General features: G+C 65.2%; 15 protein-coding genes. 6 read left to right on the top strand and 9 right to left on the bottom strand.

Annotated features, from left to right (window positions below):
- Positions 1–12: 12 nt before the first annotated feature.
- The 5 genes from yjfF to C7411_RS00285 all read left to right on the top strand — a co-directional run bounded on the left by yjfF (position 13) and on the right by C7411_RS00285 (position 5,119).
- Entirely contained in the window at positions 13–1,152 is a 1,140-nt protein-coding gene (gene yjfF / locus C7411_RS00305) for a galactofuranose ABC transporter, permease protein YjfF (protein WP_110382595.1), read from the top strand.
- 233 nt (positions 1,153–1,385) lie between these two features.
- Positions 1,386–2,489 (top strand): sugar ABC transporter substrate-binding protein, encoded by a 1,104-nt coding sequence (locus C7411_RS00300; RefSeq protein WP_110382594.1) that lies wholly within the window; start codon positions 1,386–1,388, stop codon positions 2,487–2,489.
- 27 nt (positions 2,490–2,516) lie between these two features.
- Positions 2,517–3,530 (top strand): ABC transporter permease, encoded by a 1,014-nt coding sequence (locus tag C7411_RS00295; protein WP_110382593.1) that lies wholly within the window; start codon positions 2,517–2,519, stop codon positions 3,528–3,530.
- Positions 3,530–4,339 (top strand): ATP-binding cassette domain-containing protein, encoded by an 810-nt coding sequence (locus tag C7411_RS00290; protein ID WP_110382592.1) that lies wholly within the window; start codon positions 3,530–3,532, stop codon positions 4,337–4,339. Before C7411_RS00295 ends, C7411_RS00290 begins: the two co-directional genes overlap by 1 nt.
- A 54-nt stretch (positions 4,340–4,393) precedes the next feature.
- Entirely contained in the window at positions 4,394–5,119 is a 726-nt protein-coding gene (locus tag C7411_RS00285; RefSeq protein ID WP_110382591.1) for a FadR/GntR family transcriptional regulator, read from the top strand.
- A gap of 62 nt (positions 5,120–5,181) precedes the next feature.
- On the opposite strand, the gene araH is transcribed toward C7411_RS00285, so the two are convergent.
- The 7 genes from araH to C7411_RS00250 all read right to left on the bottom strand — a co-directional run bounded on the left by araH (position 5,182) and on the right by C7411_RS00250 (position 14,124).
- A complete protein-coding gene (araH, locus tag C7411_RS00280; protein ID WP_110382590.1) occupies positions 5,182–6,192 on the bottom strand; it encodes an L-arabinose ABC transporter permease AraH in 1,011 nt (336 codons plus the stop codon).
- Positions 6,193–6,275: 83 nt separating this feature from the next.
- On the bottom strand, positions 6,276–7,820 hold the full coding sequence (araG, locus tag C7411_RS00275; RefSeq protein ID WP_373682553.1) for an L-arabinose ABC transporter ATP-binding protein AraG: 1,545 nt from the start codon (positions 7,818–7,820) through the stop codon (positions 6,276–6,278).
- A 55-nt stretch (positions 7,821–7,875) separates the two neighbouring features.
- The gene (locus C7411_RS00270; RefSeq protein WP_110382588.1) at positions 7,876–8,880 is read right to left on the bottom strand and encodes an arabinose ABC transporter substrate-binding protein; all 1,005 of its coding nucleotides are present in this window, start codon (positions 8,878–8,880) and stop codon (positions 7,876–7,878) included.
- 85 nt (positions 8,881–8,965) lie between these two features.
- Complete coding sequence (locus C7411_RS00265) at positions 8,966–9,895, bottom strand: Gfo/Idh/MocA family protein (protein ID WP_110382587.1); 930 nt, start codon at positions 9,893–9,895, stop codon at positions 8,966–8,968.
- A gap of 56 nt (positions 9,896–9,951) precedes the next feature.
- Complete coding sequence (locus tag C7411_RS00260; RefSeq protein ID WP_110382586.1) at positions 9,952–10,881, bottom strand: dihydrodipicolinate synthase family protein; 930 nt, start codon at positions 10,879–10,881, stop codon at positions 9,952–9,954.
- A 40-nt stretch (positions 10,882–10,921) separates the two neighbouring features.
- Entirely contained in the window at positions 10,922–12,277 is a 1,356-nt protein-coding gene (locus tag C7411_RS00255; protein ID WP_110382585.1) for an MFS transporter, read from the bottom strand.
- 95 nt (positions 12,278–12,372) lie between these two features.
- Positions 12,373–14,124 carry an IlvD/Edd family dehydratase gene (locus C7411_RS00250; RefSeq protein WP_110382584.1) on the bottom strand — a complete coding sequence of 584 codons (1,752 nt, stop codon included), beginning with the start codon at positions 14,122–14,124 and terminating at the stop codon, positions 12,373–12,375.
- A 179-nt stretch (positions 14,125–14,303) separates the two neighbouring features.
- On the opposite strand from C7411_RS00250, the gene C7411_RS00245 reads away from it, so the two are divergent.
- Entirely contained in the window at positions 14,304–15,287 is a 984-nt protein-coding gene (locus C7411_RS00245) for a LysR substrate-binding domain-containing protein (protein WP_110382583.1), read from the top strand.
- A 47-nt stretch (positions 15,288–15,334) separates the two neighbouring features.
- On the opposite strand, the gene C7411_RS00240 is transcribed toward C7411_RS00245, so the two are convergent.
- Both C7411_RS00240 and ku read right to left on the bottom strand, forming a co-directional pair.
- Positions 15,335–16,141: a tetratricopeptide repeat protein gene (locus C7411_RS00240; RefSeq protein WP_181431299.1), complete on the bottom strand. Its 807-nt coding sequence runs from the start codon at positions 16,139–16,141 to the stop codon at positions 15,335–15,337.
- A 29-nt stretch (positions 16,142–16,170) separates the two neighbouring features.
- Entirely contained in the window at positions 16,171–17,097 is a 927-nt protein-coding gene (gene ku / locus C7411_RS00235; protein ID WP_110382581.1) for a non-homologous end joining protein Ku, read from the bottom strand.
- Positions 17,098–17,120: the final 23 nt, after the last annotated feature.

The raw sequence follows: 17,120 nt of genomic DNA, 5'->3' as shown, positions 1-17,120 counted from the left end.
GGGAAGCCGAGCATGAACCGCCCAGCCCTGTCCTTTTCGAACACGCTCGCAGCGTGCCGGCGCGGCGCCACCCGCTTCGTCGATCCGCGCGTGCTGCCCATCGTGGTGACCGTCGTGCTCTTTGCCGTGCTGTTCGGCTTCGGCTCGGTCATGTACACGGGGTTCTTCTCGCTGCAGGTGGCCTTCGGGCTGCTGGTCGACAACGCGTTCCTGCTGATCGTCGCCATCGGCATGACGTTCGTGATCATCTCGGGCGGCATCGATCTTTCGGTGGGGGCCGTGGTTGCGCTCACGACGATCCTCTGCGCCGTGGGCACCGAGAAGCTGCACTGGCCCGTGCTCGTCGTCGTGCCGCTCGTTTTGCTCTGCGGCGCGCTCTATGGCGCGGCAATGGGCGCGCTGATCCACTTCTTCCGGCTGCAGCCCTTCATCATCACGCTCGCGGGCATGTTCCTCGCGCGCGGCACCTGCTTTCTCATCACCACCGAATCCATCCAGATCAACGACCCCGGTTTTCACGCGCTATCCGAATTCAGCATTCCAGTAGGCAGCGGCTCGCTCACCACGGGCTCGCTCACGGCCATCGCCATGCTCGCTGCGGGCATCGTCATCGCGCACTTCACGCGCTTTGGGCGCAACGTCTACGCGATCGGCGGCAACGAGCGCTCCGCGCTGCTCATGGGCCTGCCGGTGGCACGCACCAAGATCGGCGTCTACGCGCTCTCGGGCTTTTGCTCGGCGCTCGGCGGCGTGGTGTTTACGCTCTACGTGCTCTCGGGCTACGGGCTGCAGGCGCAAGGCATGGAACTCGACGCCATCGCCGCGACGGTGATCGGCGGCACGCTGCTCACGGGCGGCGTGGGCTATGTGATCGGCTCTGTGTTCGGCGTGGGCATTCTGGGCACGATCCAGACGCTCATTACCTTCGACGGCACGCTCAGCTCGTGGTGGACGCGCATCGTGATCGGCGCGCTGCTCTGCGCGTTCTGCCTCATGCAGCGCGCAACCGAGCGCCACGCCGCGCGCCGCAAATCGACCGGCACGGGACGCGGCGCCCCGCGCACCGCACGGGGGCAAGCCGCTACGCCGATGGATCAGGCAAGGCTCGCCAGCCCGCCGCCGCACATGCAGGAGGCGAAAGGCGGTGCGTAAGCCGCCTGTCATGGGCGACCCGCCGCTGCGCGAGGGCCTGTGGAGTAGTTAGGGGTATACATGGATTAGGAGGCCTCATCACGCTGCACTAAGATTTTTGCGGTACCGTCGGCGCCTGGCGAACACACGTTCGCTGCGGATGTCTCGCGCGTTCCCCCGGTACTGGCCAGTATCTGCACGCTTTTCGACGAAAGTCGACTACATCGACCACGATGACAAGACCGGAGGAAAACATGGCGCAGGATCGGGATGACGCAAAAGACGGTAAGAGCTTGATCGACACGGGCCGGCGTGGCCTGATGCAGGGTGCGGGCCTGGGTGCTGCGCTTTCGCTGCTCGGCGCGGTGGGCGGCGGCGGATTCATTTCCACGGCGCAGGCCGCCGAATCGGGCTTCCCTTCGCACAAGAAGTGGAAGATCGTGTTCGTCAACCACGTCACCACGAATCCGTTCTTCGTGCCTACGCAATACGGCATTCAGGACGCATGCTCGCTGCTCAACATGGACTACCAGTGGACCGGCTCGGCCACCTCCGACGCGGGCGAAATGGTGCGCGCCGTGAATGCGGCGATCGCCGCGAAGGCCGATGCGATCGCGGTGCCGATCGTCGACCCCACCGCCTTCGACAAGCCGATTCAGGCGGCGCTCGACGCGGGCATTCCGGTCTTCGCCTATAACGCCGACGCGCCGCGCGGCAAGAAGAACCCGCGCCTCGCCTATATCGGCCAGGACCTGTATCTCTCGGGCTACCAGATGGGCGAGCGCATCGTGAGCCTGATCGACAGCGGCCTCGTCGGCCTGTTCATCGCCACGCCCGGCCAGCTCAACATCCAGCCGCGTCTGGACGGCGCGAGCGACGCCATCAAGAAGTCCGGCAAGAAGATCGACATCCAGACCGTGGCCACGGGCGCGACCGTCAACGAAGAGCTTTCGAAGATCAAGTCGTTCTACCTGGGCCACCAGGACCTGAAAGGCATGTTCGCCGTGGATGCGGGCAGCACGCAGGGCGTCGCGCAGGTGATGAAGGAAAACAACCTGCCTTCGAAGGGCGTACACGGCGGCGGCTTCGACCTGCTGCCCACCACGGTTCAGCTCATTCACGAAGGCTTCCTCGACTTCACGATCGACCAGCAGCCGTACGTGCAGGGCTTCTATACGGTGATGCAGGCGTTCGTGACCCTCGCCTCCGGCGGTCTGGTCGGCCCGGCCGACACGAACACGGGTCTGAAGTTCGTGACGAAGGAAACCGTCGAGCCGTACCTGAACACCTCGACGCGTTTCGAAGGCAAGACCACCAAGCCGCAAATCGTGCCGATGAGCGGCGCGATCAAGTCTTGACGAACTGCACGCAACGAACTACGAGTGATGGACTCCGTGAACGAAACTGGCAAGGCTGAAGTCGCCGCGCGGGCTGCTGTCCGCCCGCGCGGGCAATGGCTCTCCGCGTGGGCGCCCGAGCTGCGCATCCTGCTCGTGGCGATGATCCTCGCGGCGTACTTCGAATTTTCCAACCGGGACTTCCTGCTCACCAACGCGAGTCTCGTCAACCTCTCGCAGTTCATCGCGCCGGTGGCGATCATCGCGTTCGGCGAAATCATGCTGATGATCGGCGGCGACATCGATCTGTCGGCGGGCATGGTGTTCGCCTTCGCGCCGTTCATGATGGTGTTCGCCAACGACGCGGGCGCGCCCATGTGGCTCGCCGTGATCGCGGGGCTCGTGGCCGCGGGCATCGTCGGCTTCGTGAACGGCGCCGTGACCGTGTGGCTGCGCCTGCCTTCGTTCGTCACGACGCTCGGCACGCTCTTCCTCATCAACGGCATCACGCTCACGATCTCGCGCGGCACGCCGGTGCAGACGCCGGGATCCCCCGAATTTGCGGCCTTCATGGGCGCCTGGGGCTATAGCGAGATCATCTGGACCGTGGCGATCGCGTTCGCGATGCATGTGCTGCTGCGGCATACGCGCTGGGGCCTGCATACGCAGGCGGCGGGTGCGAATCCGCTGGGCGCGAGCGAAGCCGGTATTCATGTGAACCGGCTGCGCCTCGGCAACTTCATCATTGCCGCCGTGCTCGCGGGCTTCACCGGCATTCTGGAAGGCTTTCGCATCACCTCGATCGACCCGCAGGCGGGCGGCAACCAGATCATGTTCCTCGCCGTGGCTTCGGCCGTGATCGGCGGCACGCCGCTCACGGGCGGCTCGGGCACGATCGTGGGCGGCCTGATCGGTGCGGCGGTGCTCGGCATTCTCAACGACGGCTTCACGCTCATCGGCATCAACGCGTTCACCTTCAACATCATTCTCGGCGCCGCGATTCTCGCCGCCATGGTCTTCAACATCCACGTCGGGCGCCTGCGCCGCAAAGGGAGCCGATGATGGACGAATCGCAAACCTCCCCCGGCGGCGCGAGCGCCACGGCCGACGCGCCGCTCGCCCTGCGGGCCGACAACATCGTCAAGCGCTTCGGCGCGGTGACGGCGCTCGACGGCGTTTCGCTCACGCTCGGCCGCGGCGAAATCCTCGGCATTCTCGGCGACAACGGCGCGGGCAAGTCCACGCTCGTGAAAATCCTCACGGGTTTTCACCAGCAAACGAGCGGCACGCTGCAGATCGACGGCAGCGAAACGCTGCTGCGCTCGGTGGACCATGCGCGCTCGCTCGGCATCGAATGCGTTTATCAGGACCTCGCGCTCGCCAATTCGCTGAGCATTTACCACAACATGTTCCTGAACCGCGAAATCGTGCGGCGCGGGCCCTTCAGACTGCTCGACCACAAGCAGATGCGCCAGCGCGCGGCGCAACTGCTCGACGACATCGGCGTGCACGTGCCCTCGGTGGACCTGCCTGTGGAGCGGCTCTCGGGTGGTCAGCGCCAGGCCATCGCGGTCGCGCGCGCCGTGCATTCGAACGCGAGAATCCTCCTGCTCGACGAGCCGCTCGCCGCAATGGGAGCGCGCGAAGCGGGTCTGATCATCGATCTCATCATGCGTTTGAAGGAAAAAGGCGGCCTATCGATTATCATGATCATGCACAACTATGCGCAGACGCTCGATATTGCGGATCGCATCATGTTGATGCAGCGAGGCCGCGTGACATACGAGCAGCACAGCGCCAATACATCGGTGGCTGAGCTGATGGATATCGTGCGGCGGGAATATCGGGCCATGCGCGCCAACAGCGCGTAGCGGGCCTGCAAACAGGGGGGACGCTCCGATCGGGTAGCCCCCGGCCGGACAATCATGGATTACCGCAATCTAGAGAAACGCAAGAGCATGCACGCGCGCATCGTGCAGGAGCTCGGCATGCAGATCGTAGGCGGCACGCTCGCCCCCGGGCAGCGCCTGCCTCCCGAGCCCACGCTGTGCGAGACCTACGGCGTGAGCCGCCCCGTGCTGCGCGAGGCCACGCGCGTGCTGGTCGCCAAGGGCCTCGTGGTTTCGAAGCCGCGCGTGGGCAGTGTCGTGCGGCCGCGCGAAGAATGGCACATGCTCGACCCCGACGTGCTGTACTGGACCGTCAACAGCATTCCGGAAGGCGAGTTCTTCCGCTCGCTCATGACCGTGCGGCAGATCATCGAGCCCGCCGCCGCCGCGCTCGCCGCGATTTCAGCAAACGACGAAGACCGCGCCCGCATTACCGCGGCCTACGCGCGCATGGAGCAGGCGCAGACCGCCGCCGACCTGCTCGAGCCCGATCTGGAATTCCACCGCGCGATCATGGCGGCCACGCATAACAACATGCTGGCGTACATCGGCAACATGCTCTCGCTCGCGCTTTCCGAGTCGATCAAGCTCACGAGCCGCCATCCCAACACGCATGCGCTTTCGTTGCCGCGCCACAAGGCGATTCTCACGGCGATCGAGCACGGCGATGCGCTCGCGGCGCGCCAGGCGAGCGTCGTTCAGCTCGATAATGCGCGCGCCGATGCCAACTCGATTCTGGGCGGGGCGGGCCTGGAGACTTGAGGCCCGCTGACTGACGCTCCGTTCGCCCGGGCCGCGTTGCGGCCCGGCGACACGCGCTTGCCTCACACCGCCCGCTTGCTGCGCCGGAACTGGTCGAACAGCACCGCGAGCAGCAGGATGCCGCCGCGAATCAGGTACTGATAGAACGTCGGCACATTCATGAGGCTCATGGCGTCCTGCACCGCGCCCATGATGAGCACGCCCACCAGCACGCCCGAAATGGTCGCCACGCCGCCCGTGAGCGACACGCCGCCCAGCACGCAAGCCGAGATCACGCCGAGTTCGAGGCCCACCGAAGTCTTCGGGTCGCCGAGGCTCATGCGCGAGGCCAGCATCACGCCCGCAAAACCCGTAATGAGCCCTTGCAGCACGAACACCGTGATCTTGATGCGCGTGACCGGCAAGCCGGCAAGCCGCGCCGCTTCGCTGTTGCCGCCCACCGCGAGCACGTTCTTGCCGAACACGGTTTTCTTGAGCAGGAAGCCGAACACCACGAAGCCGATGATGTTGCTCCAGATCGGGTACGAAATGCCCAGGAACGAACCGCCGCCCAGATCGAAGAAGCGCTCTTCCGAGATCATCACGGCGTCGCCGTTCGAGGTGAGGAACGCGAGGCCGCGCACCGCCTCCATCATCGCGAGCGTGGCGATCAGCGAGTTGATCTTGAAGCGCGCGATCAGCACGCCGTTCACGAGCCCCACCGCGCCGCCCGCGAGCACGCCGGCCGCAATGCCGAGCATCACGCTATGTGACTGCGTGATGACGGTGGAGGCCACCACACCCGAAAACGCGACGATCGAGGCGACCGAAAGATCGACCTCGCCGAGCGCGAGCACGAACATCATCGTGACGGCGATCGAGCCGATCAGCGTGACGGAGAGCAGCAGACCCTGAATGTTGCGGGTCGTGAGGAAGTCGGGCACCGTTGCGGATAGCACCGCGAACAGCACCACGAACACCACCACGATGCCCGATTTGTTGATCATGTCCCACGCCCGCGCGCGCTGGGGGGTAATCGGCGCGGCGGCTTCGTTGACGGTAGGCGTGCCCTGTGGCTGCATGGCTTCACTCATTTCTGGTTCATCGTTTCGGATCGGTCGCGGGCGTCGCTTGACGCCGTTTTCAGACGCGACCGGCAAGGCAAAATAAACAGGCTTCAGCGCGGCAGCGCCATCTTGATCAGTTCGTCGGGCGAGGCTTCGGCCTTCGGCAGGCTGCCCGCAATCCGGCCTTCGCGCATGACGATGATGCGGTCCGACACACCGATCACTTCGGCCAGGTCGCTCGACACCATGATGACGGTCTTGCCCGCTTCCGCAAGCTCGTACAGCAGGTTGTAGATCTCGGCGCGCGCGCCCACGTCGATACCGCGCGTGGGCTCGTCCATCAGGAACACCTCGATGCGCTCGGCGAGCCAGCGCGAAAGAATCACCTTCTGCTGGTTGCCGCCCGACAGCGTGCCGATGGCCGTGTCGCCATTGCGCGTCTTGATCGCGAGTTTCCTGATGTAGTCCTGCGCAAGATCGCGCTCGCGCCGCGCGTCGAGCAGGAAGCGCGCGGGGCTGAAGTGACGGCGCGCGCTGATGTTGAGATTGTCGGCCACCGAGGCGATCGCGACGATGCCTTCCTGCTTGCGGTCCTCGGGGCATAGCGCGAGGCCCGCGCGCACGGCGTCGCGCGGGCTGGCGAAATTGACGCGCTGGCCGTCGAGCTCGACGTGGCCGGCGCTCGCGCGCGTCGCGCCGTAAATCAGCTTCATGAGTTCCGAGCGACCCGCGCCCACGAGCCCGAAGAAGCCGACGATCTCGCCGCGCCGCGCCGTGAACGACACCGGCTCGACGAGGCCGGGACCCAGCAGGCCCTTCGCTTCGAGCAGCACGTCACCCGCTGCGCGCGGACGATAGCCGTACACGTCCTCGATCGAGCGGCCCACCATCGCCGCAATCAGGCGATTGCGATCGAGATCGGCCACCGAATCGAACGTCTCGATGCGCTTGCCGTCGCGGAACACCGTCACGCGGTCGCAGAGCTCATAGACTTCGTCCATGCGGTGGGTGACATAGATGATCGCCCGGCCATCCGCACGCAGCGCGTTGATGATGCGAAACAGGTTCTCCGTTTCGCGCGCCGAGAGCGAGCTGGTCGGTTCGTCGAAGGCGATCACGCGCGCGTCGCGCATGAGCGCCTTGCCGATTTCGATCATCTGACGCTGGCCGATGGAGAGATGCTTCACCGGCGTGCGCGGATCGATGCGCTCGCCCAGCCGCTTGAGTTCATCCATCGCGCGCTTGACGAGCGTGCCTTCGTCGAGCACGCCGAGGCGGTTGGGCAACTGCCCGAGCATCAGGTTTTCCGCCACCGTCAGCTCGGGCACGAGATGCAGTTCCTGATAGATGATCGCGATACCCGCTTCGAGCGCCGCCTTCGTGGTCGTGAAGCGGTGCTCCACGCCATTCAGCTTGAGCGTGCCTTCCTGCGGCTGGTTCACGCCCGAGAGCACCTTCAGCAGCGTGGATTTACCCGCGCCGTTCTCGCCCATCAAGCCGTGCACTTCGCCGGCACGCACTTGCAGCGCCACGCGATCGAGCGCGCGCACGCCCGGAAAGCTCACGGTCATGCCGTCGAGTTCCAGATACGCGCGAGTCCCCTGTTGAGCGCCCTTCACCGCGTTCGCGTTCGCTTGCACGTTCGCATCAGTCATGGTTTCAGTCATTGCATCCCTGCCCTTTGCTTCGCCTCAGTCTTCTACGCAGTCCTTAGATACCCAGCTCGGCGCGCACGGCCGTCCAGTTGTCGCGCGTCATCAGCTTGCCGGTGGTCTGCGTGTCGGCGGCGGGCTGCTTGCCGTCGCGGATCCAGTCGACGAGGTTCTCGGCGCTTTCCTTGCCGTGATTCGTCGAACTCACGGCGATGGTGCCGTAGAAGCCCGTAGGCTGCTTCTTCTGGAACTCGGCGAACGCTTCGCCTGCACCGTTGATACCCACGCCGATCACGTCAGCCGAAGGGATGTGCAGCTGTTCGGTCGCGCGCACGGCGCCCAGCACGCTTTCTTCGTTGAGCGCGAACACCACCCACTTCTTGATGTTCGGATGCTGGGCGAGCACCGGCGACGCCGCATTGAAGCCGCCTTCGTCGTCGGTGGTCTTTTGCGGGGCGTCGAAGATGTTTTCCTTCTTGAAGCCGCCCGCCAGCAGCGATTGCGTCGCACCGTCCGTGCGCAGCTTCGCCGTGGGCAGTTCATAGTCGGTAATGCGCAGCGCGCCCACTTCTTCCGGCTTCCAGCCGCGACGCTTCATTTCTTCGGCGATCGCCTGGCCAACCTGATTGCCGATCTTGAACGCCGACATGCCAAGGTGCGGCACGTTGGCGAGCGGCTTGCCCGACGAGTCGACGAGCTGGTCGTCCACCGTGACGAACTTCATGTTGTAGCGCCTGGCGCGCGCCTGGATTGCCGGCCCGAGCCGCACGTCCGGCGCGCAGATCACGAAGCCTTGTGCGCCTTGCGCGCCGAGGTTGTCGATGGCGGCGAGCACCTTCTCGCCGTCCGGCGTGCCGATGTTCACCACCGAGAAGTTCTCCTTCTGGCCGAGCGCCGTAGCGGCCTTCTGCTCGTTGATGAACCATGCCTGTTCCGGCATCTTCACGAGAAAGCCGATCTTCACGGGCGAGTCGGCGTGCGCCGCTACGTTCATGCCGAGCGGGGCGATGCACATCGCCGCGAATGCGGCACGAAGGGTCAAACGGCGGATCTTGCTGGTCATGCTCCTGTCTCCTCAGGTGTGGTGGTGTACTGCGTGTGTAATGCGTGTGTGTAAGGCTGGAAAGAAGCGCTTGAAAGAAGCGTCTTCAATGGCCGAAGGCCTCGACTTCGACGTGCCTGCCAAGCAGAAACGCGTCCGCCACGAGGCGCAGCGGGCGCACGTCCACGTCGTCGGTGCCGTGTGCGATCAACCAGTGAAAGCGCTCATAGAGCGCCGCATATTCCCGTTCCGCATCGAGCGCGACCGGCTCGCCCGCGATCGTGAGGCGCTTGCCGCCTTCGGCGATCGAGAGCAGGCCGTCCGTGGTTTCCGCATCGATTTCCCATTGCTCGACCGGACCGTGGCGCCAGTCGAACTCGGCGCGCACGGGCACGCCATCGGTGTCGATGCAGTCGAGTTGCGCCGCGATCGGCGTTGCACAGTCGGCCGGCACTTGCAGCGTCGCGCCCTGCAGCAGCACTTCGCGCGGCAGGATGCGCGTGACGATGGAAAGCGCGTTGATGCCCGGATCGAACACGCCGAGGCCGCCCGGCTCCCAGATCCACTGCTGACCCGGGTGCCAGCGGCGCACGTCTTCCTTCCAGCGCACGTGCACGGCGCGAATCGTGCGCTCGGCGAGCCACGCGCGCGCGGGCTCGACAGCGCTCGCGCAGCGCGAATGCCACGTGGTGAACAGCGTGCGCCCGCGCTTTTGCGCGAGTTCGCGCAGCGCCTCGACTTCGCTCACGCTCGCGCCGGGCGGCTTCTCGAGCATGACGTGCTTGCCCGCTTCCAGTGCGGCGCGCGCCTGCGCGTAGCGCACCTGCGGCGGCGCGCACAGCGAGACGGCGTCGAGATCGGACTCGGCCGCCAGCAGCGCACCGATGTCCTTGTAATTGCGCACGTTCTCCACGTGCGCGTTGCGGCTCGCGCTCGCGACGAGTTCGAAGCCCGGATTGCCCGCAATGGCGGGCAGATGCTGGTCGCGCGCAATCTTGCCGACGCCGGCGATGCCCAACGTATAGGACGCTTTCATGACGTATCTCCGCCCCTTCTTTTCAGGGAGATTTTTTATTCTGCATGACGAATGATTTATTGACCCCAGCGCAGCACGAGCGGATCGAGGCGGCGCGCAATGTCGATCAGCTCGGCGCGCGTCGCGGGATGCATCGCGGGCAGCGGGTGCCGCGGCAGTTCGCACTCGATCACGCCGCCTTCCTTCATCAGCGACTTGCAGGCGAGCAGGCCGGCCTGGCGGTTTTCGTGATTGATGAGCGGCAGCCACTTCTGGTAAAGCGCGAATGCGTCGTCGGCGCGGCCTTCGCGGTGGGCTTCGATAATCGGCCGAATGCCGTCCGGGAACCCGCCGCCCGTCATCGAGCCGGTCGCACCGGCGTTCAGGTCCGCGAGCAAGGTGATGGCTTCTTCGCCGTCCCACGGGCCTTCGACGGCCTCCCCTGCCAGCTTGATCAGTTCGCGCAGCTTGTTCGCCGCGCCCGGCGTTTCGATCTTGAAGTACGAGACCTGTTCGATCTCCCGGGCCATGCGCGCGAGGAACGCGGCGGAAAGCGCCGTGCCGCTCGCGGGCGCGTCCTGAATCATGACTGGAATGTCGATCGCATCGGACACGCGCGCGTAGAAGTCGTAAATCTGCTGCTCGGGCACGCGGAAGGTCGCGCCGTGATACGGCGGCATGAGCATCACCATCGCCGCGCCCTGCTCCTGCGCGCGCTTGCTGCGTGCGGCGGCAACCGGCGTGCCGTAGTGCGTGGTCGTCACGATCACGGGCACGCGGCCCGCCACGTGCTCGAGCACGGTGCGCGTGATGCGTTCGCGCTCGTCGTCGGAGAGCGAGAACTGCTCCGAGAAGTTGGCGAGAATGCACAGGCCGTCCGAGCCTGCGTCGATCATGAAGTCGACGGCGCGCTTCTGGCTTGCCAGATCCAGTTCGCCCGTTTCGGTGAACGTGGTCGGCACGACGGGGAAAATGCCCCGGTAGCGGGGCGTACGGCTCGTAGTCATGTCTTCAGTCCTGCTTGAGAAAAGGTGTCAGGCCGCGCCTTCACGATTCGCCCGCCAGTTCTCCCGTGCTGCGGCGAGGCGTGCGCAGCACCGCGCGCACGGCGAACGTCACGAGCACCGCGAACACCAGCGTGGCCGCGAGAAAGTAAAGCCCGGCCGCCAGGCTGCCCGTCGCGTCCTTGATGAGCCCGATGCCATAGGGGCCGAGATAGCCGCCGAGATTCGCGAGCGAGTTGATCGTCGCGATCCCCACGGCCGCGCTCGCGCCGGTGAGGAACTCGCCGGGCAGCGCCCAGACCACGGCCTGAATCGAGTAGATCGAAAACGCGGTCAGGCAGATGAACAGCAGTTGCAGCGCCGGCGCGTGGAACCACGCGCTCGCGGCCATCGTCAGCGCCGCGACGCCCGAGACCACGACGATGTGGCCGTAGCGTTCGCGATGCTTGTCCGAATGGCGCGGCACGATCAGCAAGCCCGCGACCGCGAACAGATACGGCACCGCGGAAAGCAGGCCCGCCGTGGAATCGCTCACGCCGAACGCCTTGATAATGGTAGGCAACCAGAGCGACAAACCATAGATGCACAGCGGAAACGGCAGGAACAGCAGCGCAAGCAGCAGCACGCGGCGATCCTTGAGCGCGCCAAACGGGTTGCGATGCGTGTCGAGCCGGTAGGCGCGCCGGTCGGCGGCGAGTTCGCGCTCGATCCAGCGGCGCTCGGTGCCGTCGAGCCAGCGCGCGTGCGCGGGCGATTCGGGCAACAGACGCAGTGTGGGGATGCACAGCAGCACGGCGGGCAGGCCGCTCACGACGAAGAGCGTCTGCCAGTTCGACATGCCGAAAAAGCCGTGCGTTTCGAGCAGCGCGCCCGCAATCGGCCCGGTGACGATGCCCGCGATGGGCTGCGCGAGCACCAGCAGGCCGATCACGCGCGCGCGGTGGCGCATGGGAAACCACTGCGTGAGGAAATACAGAATGCCGGGGTAGAGACCGGCCTCCGCCGCGCCCAGCAAAAAGCGCAGCGCGTAGAAGCTCTTCGGGCCGCTCACGAGCGCCATCAGCATCGTGATCACGCCCCACGTGAAGAGGATGCGCGCGAACCACACGCGCGCGCCGAAGCGCGCGAGCGCGAGATTGCTCGGCACTTCGCATAGGAAATAGCCGATGAAGAAGAGGCCGGCGCCGAGGCCGTAGGCGGCGTCGGACAGGCCCACGGCCGCGTTCATGTGCAGCTTCGCGAAGCCGACCACGGTGCGATCGACGTACGCCACCACATAGATCAGCGCGAGAAAAGGCAGCAGCCGGCGCGCGATATGGCCGACGATGTGCTTTTCCTCGCTGCCGGCGCTTGCCCGTGCAGCGGGGCTTTCGTGTTGCAGCACCTGCGGGTTCGTCATCGTGTCTCCAACCTCGTTCTTTCTCTTGACCGGTCTGCCCTTCGTCTCTGCCCCGCTCAGGGCGCCGGCGCGCCCTGACTCATTGCATCAAACGCTCAATGCGAATGCCGCGGTACTCCCGCTCCACGCTTGCCCACGAGGAAGTCGAGGTCGCAACCCTCGTCGGCCTGCAGCACGTGATCGACATACAGGCGCGCATAGCCGCCCTTGCCCAGCTGCTCCGCCACGCCGGGCGCGGCCGCCGGATCGACATCGCTCAGACGGCGCGCGAGTTCCTCGTCGCTGATGTCCAGATGCAGGCGGCCCGATTCGCAGTCCAGCTCGATCCAGTCGCCGTTGCGCACCGCCGCGAGCGGGCCGCCCGCCGCCGCTTCGGGCGCCACGTGCAAGACCACCGTGCCGTAAGCCGTGCCGCTCATGCGCGCATCCGAAATGCGCACCATGTCCTTCACGCCCTGGCGCAGCAGCTTGGGCGGCAGGCCCATGTTGCCGACCTCGGCCATACCGGGGTAGCCGCGCGGGCCGCAGTTCTTCATCACGAGGACGGAGTCGCGGTCGACGTCGAGCGATTCGTCGCCGATCGTCGCCTTGTAGTGGTCGAAGTTTTCGAACACCACGGCGCGGCCACGATGCCTGAGCAGCTCGGGTGTGGCCGCCGACGGCTTGAGCACGGCGCCGCGCGGCGCGAGATTGCCGCGCAGGATACAGATGCCGCCGTCTGCGATCAATGGGTTGTCGAGTTGACGAATCACTTCGTCGTTGTAGCTGGGCGCCTCGCGCACGTTATCCCAGATCGACTTGCCGTTGACCGTGAGCGCGTCGGGATGCGGCAGCAGATTCGCTTCGCCGAGCCGGCGCAGCACCGCCGGCAGCCCGCCCGCGTAATAGAACTCTTCCATCAGGAAGCGGCCCGAAGGCTGCAGATCGACGATGGTCGGCGTGTTGCGGCCAATGCGCTGCCAGTCTTCGAGTTCGAGGTCCACGCCAATGCGGCCCGCGATCGCCTTCAGGTGGATCACGGCGTTGGTCGAGCCGCCAATGGCCGCGTTCGTGCGAATCGCGTTCTCGAACGCTTCGCGCGTGAGGATCTTCGAGAGCTTCAGGTCTTCCAGCGCCATCTGCACGATGCGGATGCCCGACATATGGGCGAGCACGTAGCGGCGCGAATCGACGGCGGGAATCGCGGCGTTGTGCGGCAGCGAAACGCCGAGCGATTCGGCCATGCAGGCCATCGTCGAGGCGGTGCCCATGGTGTTGCAGGTGCCCGCCGAGCGCGACATGCCCGCCTCTGCCGAAAGGAACTGGTGCAAGTCGATCTCGCCCGCCTTCAGCTCTTCGTGCAGCCGCCAGACCACCGTGCCGGAGCCGATGTCGCGGCCTTCGTGCTTGCCGTTGAGCATCGGGCCGCCGGTCACGACGATGGCGGGCACGTCCACGCTCGCCGCGCCCATCAGCAGCGCGGGCGTGGTCTTGTCGCAGCCGCACAGCAGCACGACGGCGTCGATGGGGTTGCCGCGAATCGCCTCCTCCACGTCCATGGAGGCGAGATTGCGCGTAAGCATGGCCGAGGGGCGCAGGTTCGACTCGCCGTTCGAGAACACCGGGAACTCGACCGGAAAGCCGCCCGCCTCATAAATGCCGCGCTTCACGTGCTCCGCGAGCTTGCGGAAATGCGCATTGCAGGGTGTGAGTTCCGACCAGGTGTTGCAGATGCCGATGATCGGACGACCATCGAATTCGTGATCGGGAATGCCCTGGTTCTTCATCCAGCTTCGGTACATGAAGCCGTTCTTGTCCGTGGTGCCGAACCACTGTTGGGAGCGCAGTTTGGGTTGGGTATCCGACATCGTGTTCGTCTTGTGGAGCGGGTAGTTCGCCGAGTGCTTCGCCGATTGATTCGAGCGATGGATTCGGCACAGTCTATGGAGAAGTCTGATAACCTTCTAATGAAATAATGGACGCTTCCGATATCGAAATCAGCATTGGTATAAACACCTAATATTATTTGGGAAAACAGGCGAAAAACATGCTCGATACGAGCCCCTGGTACGTGCGCACGCGGCTGAAAACGCGGCAACTGCTCCTCGTCGTGGCGCTGGCGGAGGAAGGCAACATTCACCGCGCGGCGGCGGCGCTGAACATGACGCAGCCCGCCGCCTCGAAGCTCCTGCGCGAGCTCGAGGACATGCTCGGCGCGGTACTGTTCGAGCGCATGCCGCGCGGCATGCGGCCCACGCTGTATGGCGACGCACTGATCCGCCACGCGCGCGCCGTGCTCGGCAGCCTCGACCAGGCGCAAGAGGAATTGAGCGCACTGAAGGCCGGGCGTCTTGGCCACGTGGCGGTGGGCGCGATCACCTCGCCGGGCGTGCGCGTGCTGCCGGCGGCCGTTGCGGCGGTCAAGCGCACGCATGCGAACCTGCGCGTATCCGTAGAAATCGACGCCAGCAACGTGCTGCTCGAACACCTGGCGCAAGACAAGCTCGACGTGGTGCTGGGCCGTCTTTCCGCCGAGCACGACAAGCTCCAGCTGCGTTACGAGCCGCTCGCGGGCGAGCCCGTGTGCGCCGTAGTCCGGCCGGGGCATCCCATGCTTGTGGCGGCGCAGGACCAAGCCCGACCGATCGCGCTCGCCGACATCGCGCGCGCCACCTGGGTCGTGCCGCCGGTCGGCAGCGTGCTGCGCCACCGCTTCGAGCTGATGTTCCAGCGCGCGAGCCTCGCGCCCCCATCGAACGTGGTCGAGACACCCGCGCTGCTCTTCATCACGCGCGTGCTGGAGCAAAGCGACATGATCGCCGTGCTCACCGAGGACGTGGCGCGCTACTACGCGGCGCACGGCATGGTCGCGATCCTGCCGGTGCCGATGGATTGCCAGATGGACGACTTCGGCATCATCACGCGTGCGGACGGGCTCCTTACGCCTGCGGCGAGCGTGATGATCGAGGCGTTGCGGCAGGTGAGCGCCGACATTTACGGCACGCACGGCCGCGAGCCAGGCGCGCGATAATCGCGCGGCGAAAACCGATGCGGCCAGCTTGCCGCCTTCTGCACGGTTCAGGTCGTCAGCCGCCGATACGCGTTCAAATGGCGGACGAGGCCCTGCGGGTCGCCTCGTCTTTCGAGCAGCATCGCCAGATTGTGGTGAGCGTCCGCGTACGTCGGGTCGAGTTCGAGGCAGCGTGTATAGCTTCGCTCAGCGTCTTCGAAGCGTCCCAGTTCCTCGAACGCAATCGCGCGATTGAAGTGCAGCACGGCATCGTTGGGGAAGTGAGCCAACGCCTCGTCGAATACATGCAGCGCATCCTCGCAGCGGGATTCGAGCTCACACAGCAGCGCGCCCAGGTCAACGAAGGCAGCATAAAAAGGGTGCGGCGATAGCGCGATGGCCTTCCTGTACGCCCGTTCGGCACCGCTCGCATCGGCTGCTCTCAACTGCTCGCCAAGGTCGTACCACTCGTGCGCCTGATGCGCCAGATTCTTCTGTGCAGGCGCCGAATCGAGAAACACGACATCGCCCTTGATTTGCGCAACTTCGAAATCGAGCAGGAACTGACCGGTGGCGGCATCCCATTGCGAAGGGCCGGCTCGCACCGCCACGTCGTTACCGACCGCCGATACGCGAATTCCCGTAAGCGGCAATTCGTCAGGTAACTCGTCCCTGAGCCGCGTGAGCGCCATGATGATCTTGCGCGGCGCAATGCGCGCATCGCGCAGCTGCAACGCCGTACGCAGCAGCACGGCGTCCTGGAACGTGAAGCGGTAGGCGTTTCGCGGCCCTCGTGACGGCTTCACGAAGCCAGCGGCAATGAGACCTGATACCACCCTCCGGGTAACGCCCAGCATGGCCTGCAATTCGCGCATCGATATCTCGCGCGCGGCGGCTTGCGGCGTCACTTGCGTGCCCGCACCTTTGCAGGCGCTTCAGCGGGTGCCTTGGCGGCACGCGCCGGCGGCTTGCGCGTTTTGGGCGCGACAGGAAGCTCGGTAACGGGCTCCGCGCTCTTGCCACGTTTGGGCGCCGCAGCGGCTTTCGCTTTTGCGCCACCCTTCAAGCTCGCACGCAAGGCATCCATCAGGTCGATAACCTGTCCGCCGCCGGCCCGTTCTTCGTCAGCCTCGTGAACGACGACCTGCTTGCCGGCGATCTTTTCGTCGATGGCTGCGAGGATGCGCTTCTTCTCTTCGTCTTCGTACGCAGTCGGATCGTAATTGTCTTCAGCACCCTGCTCGATAATCTGCAGCGCGAGTTTCATCTCGGTATCGGATACGTCGACACGTTCGACATGCAGGTCGGCCAGCGAGCGCACCTCGTCGGCGTAAAGCAATTGCTGAAAGACGAGCCCGTCTTCCTCGGGGCGCACCTGCACGATCCGCGTCCGTCCTTTCGACGCCCATTTCGCCAGCGCGCAGCGGCCGCTCTCTACGAGCGCCTGCTGCAACAGGCTGTACGGCTTGCCGCCTCGCTTGTCCGGCGCAATGTAGTAGGCCTTGTCGTAGAAGACCGGGTTAATCGCCTCTTCCGGGATGAAGGCCATGATTTCGACGACATGGCTCGCAGCGTCTTCCAGGGCTTTTAGCTCGTCGCTGGTGAAGACCACGAAACGGTCCTTTTCGAATTCGTAGCCCTTGTTCATGCTCGAGCGCTCGACAACATCGCCCGTCTTCTCGGAGACGTATTGCTGCTTCACGCGCGAGCCGTCGGGCGCCAGCATGTGAAACCGGACGTCGGACGAACTCTCAGTGGCGGTATAGAGCTTCACCGGTATCGAAACGAGCCCGAAGGACAGCGTCAGGGAAGCGATTGAGCGGGCGGGCATGGACTTCTCCTCGCGGATTTGCA

The organism is Paraburkholderia silvatlantica (assembly GCF_003096715.1).
Lineage (GTDB): Bacteria > Pseudomonadota > Gammaproteobacteria > Burkholderiales > Burkholderiaceae > Paraburkholderia > Paraburkholderia silvatlantica.
This window is presented reverse-complemented; position numbering and strand designations above follow the sequence as displayed.

Coding starts and splice junctions, on each gene's coding strand:
- C7411_RS00300 (WP_110382594.1), top strand. CDS start 1,386: ATGGCGCAGGATCGGGATGACGCAAAAGACGGTAAGAGCTTGATCGAC.
- ku (WP_110382581.1), bottom strand. CDS start 17,097: ATGCCCGCCCGCTCAATCGCTTCCCTGACGCTGTCCTTCGGGCTCGTT.
- C7411_RS00285 (WP_110382591.1), top strand. CDS start 4,394: ATGGATTACCGCAATCTAGAGAAACGCAAGAGCATGCACGCGCGCATC.
- araH (WP_110382590.1), bottom strand. CDS start 6,192: ATGAGTGAAGCCATGCAGCCACAGGGCACGCCTACCGTCAACGAAGCC.
- C7411_RS00240 (WP_181431299.1), bottom strand. CDS start 16,141: ATGCGCGAATTGCAGGCCATGCTGGGCGTTACCCGGAGGGTGGTATCA.
- C7411_RS00295 (WP_110382593.1), top strand. CDS start 2,517: ATGGACTCCGTGAACGAAACTGGCAAGGCTGAAGTCGCCGCGCGGGCT.
- araG (WP_373682553.1), bottom strand. CDS start 7,820: ATGACTGATGCGAACGTGCAAGCGAACGCGAACGCGGTGAAGGGCGCT.
- C7411_RS00270 (WP_110382588.1), bottom strand. CDS start 8,880: ATGACCAGCAAGATCCGCCGTTTGACCCTTCGTGCCGCATTCGCGGCG.
- yjfF (WP_110382595.1), top strand. CDS start 13: ATGAACCGCCCAGCCCTGTCCTTTTCGAACACGCTCGCAGCGTGCCGG.
- C7411_RS00255 (WP_110382585.1), bottom strand. CDS start 12,277: ATGACGAACCCGCAGGTGCTGCAACACGAAAGCCCCGCTGCACGGGCA.
- C7411_RS00250 (WP_110382584.1), bottom strand. CDS start 14,124: ATGTCGGATACCCAACCCAAACTGCGCTCCCAACAGTGGTTCGGCACC.
- C7411_RS00260 (WP_110382586.1), bottom strand. CDS start 10,881: ATGACTACGAGCCGTACGCCCCGCTACCGGGGCATTTTCCCCGTCGTG.
- C7411_RS00290 (WP_110382592.1), top strand. CDS start 3,530: ATGGACGAATCGCAAACCTCCCCCGGCGGCGCGAGCGCCACGGCCGAC.
- C7411_RS00265 (WP_110382587.1), bottom strand. CDS start 9,895: ATGAAAGCGTCCTATACGTTGGGCATCGCCGGCGTCGGCAAGATTGCG.
- C7411_RS00245 (WP_110382583.1), top strand. CDS start 14,304: ATGCTCGATACGAGCCCCTGGTACGTGCGCACGCGGCTGAAAACGCGG.